Source organism: Massilia sp. CT11-108, assembly GCF_047302915.1.
Taxonomy (GTDB): domain Bacteria; phylum Pseudomonadota; class Gammaproteobacteria; order Burkholderiales; family Burkholderiaceae_D; genus Telluria; species Telluria orientalis.
Genome location: NZ_JBKYMO010000798.1, coordinates 1 through 1788, shown reverse-complemented (window position 1 = coordinate 1788; position 1788 = coordinate 1). Strand labels below are relative to the sequence as shown.

Annotated in this window: 2 protein-coding genes and 1 pseudogene; all 3 read right to left on the bottom strand. The window is 69.2% G+C overall.

The window, feature by feature from the left end:
* The coding region (gene hutI / locus ACEN88_RS30825) for an imidazolonepropionase (protein WP_413345856.1) at window positions 1-911 on the bottom strand (911 nt) is incomplete at its 3' end.
* A complete protein-coding gene (locus ACEN88_RS30820; RefSeq protein WP_413345854.1) occupies window positions 904-1521 on the bottom strand; it encodes a HutD family protein in 618 nt (205 codons plus the stop codon). The genes ACEN88_RS30820 and hutI, both read right to left, overlap by 8 nt.
* Before the next feature lie 25 nt (window positions 1522-1546).
* Window positions 1547-1788: pseudogene (locus ACEN88_RS30815) on the bottom strand (formimidoylglutamate deiminase); the annotation flags it as partial.

The window sequence follows — 1788 nt, the reverse complement described above, 5'->3', positions numbered from 1 at the left end:
CCCGCGGCGCGCAGTTGCGCCAGCGGCGGCATGCGCGTCTCGCGCAGGAAGTAATACGCACCCGGCAGCAGCACGGCGACGGTACCCGCGCGCGCCATCGCGGCCACGCCCTCGTCCGACAGCCACTCCAGGTGATCGGCCGACAGCCCGCCATAGCGCGCCACGAGCGCCGCGCCGCCCTGGTCGGACAGTTGCTCCGCGTGCAGCTTCACGGGCAGACCGAGACGCCGTGCGACGTCGAACACGCGCGCCGTCTGGTCGTGCGAAAAGCCGATGCGCTCGCAGAACGCGTCGACCGCATCCACGAGACCCTGCGCCGCCAGCGCCGGCAGCATCTCGCTGCACAGCATGTCGATGTAGTCGTCCGCGCGGCCCGCGTACTCGGGCGGCAGCGCGTGCGCGCCGAGGAAGGTCGTGCGGACGGTCACCGGCAGCAGCTCGCCCACGCGGCGCGCCACGCGCAGCATCTTCGCTTCGGATTCGACGTCGAGGCCGTAGCCGGACTTGATTTCCAATGTCGTCACGCCTTCGGCCAGCAACGCACGGATGCGCGGCAGGCTGGCTTTCAATAAGTCGTCCTCCGATGCCGCCCGGGTGGCGCGCACGGTCGACATGATGCCGCCACCGGCCAGCGCGATGTCTTCATACGTGGCGCCGTTCAGGCGCGCTTCCCATTCGTCGCTGCGGTTGCCCGCGTGGACGACGTGCGTGTGGCAGTCGACGAGGCCGGGCGTCAGCCACAGACCGTTGCAATCGTGCGTGATGGAGGCCGGCGGCGCCTCGGCACGCGGCCCCACCCATGCGATACGGCCGTCACGCACGGCGACGGCGCCATCGTCGATGATCCCATAGCCATCCGCCAGCGTCGCGACGCGCGCATTCGCGTACAGGACGTCGACGGCTTCACTCATACATGCCGTCCTCGTTGTCGAGGTCGTCCTCGTCGTCGTAGTAATGGATGTCGACGATGAAGATGGCGCCCTGCTCCGCGCGCAGCTTCCACTTCGTGTCCGGGTCGAGCACGACGGCGTCGAAGCGCACGAGGTTGATGCGCTGGTCGTCGCTGCAGAGTTCCAGGCTGTCGCCTTCGGCCAGGAACAGCACGGTGACGTCGGCGCGCGCGACGAACGTGGAGTCGCCGTCGAGCCGGCGGCGGCCGAAGCGGTGCCAGCAGCGGTCCGTCCGGGTCATCACGTTGAAGTCGGTGCTGGCGCCGCGGTTCAGCTTGGCCTCCACGCGCGACTCGCCGTCGAACGCGGCGACCGGTTCGCCCTTCGACAGCAGCGTGGGCGTGCCGTCGATGTCGAGCGTCATGCCGGGACCGTCGACGAGCACCAGCGTGCGCTCCACGCCGGGGAACATGGAGAACGGGCCGTCGTTCGCGATCGTGGCGAGGCTCACGCGCCAGTCGAAGTCGTCGAAGTCGGCGTCCGGTGGGAACACGGCGATTTCGGTCGTGCTGCCGCCGCCGTTCTTCCACGACACCGGTTCGAGGTTCGCATACGGAATCAGCATCGTCATGGCTTGCTTCCCTTCGTCGTTGGCATCAATGTGCGTGCAGTGTACGCGCTGCGGCCTTGTAGCGCTGCGCGATCGCGTCCTGCGCCTTGTGGCGGCCACCCTGCACCACCCAGTGGCCGCCGGCCAGCACGTCGCGCACGAGGTTGTCGTTGCCGCTGAACAGGAAGCGGCCCAATACCTCGTGCGGCGGCACGCCGTCCAGGTTCGGGTGCGCGCTGTCCAGCACGAGCAGGTCGGCGCGCCGGCCCTGCGCGAGCACGCCGAGAC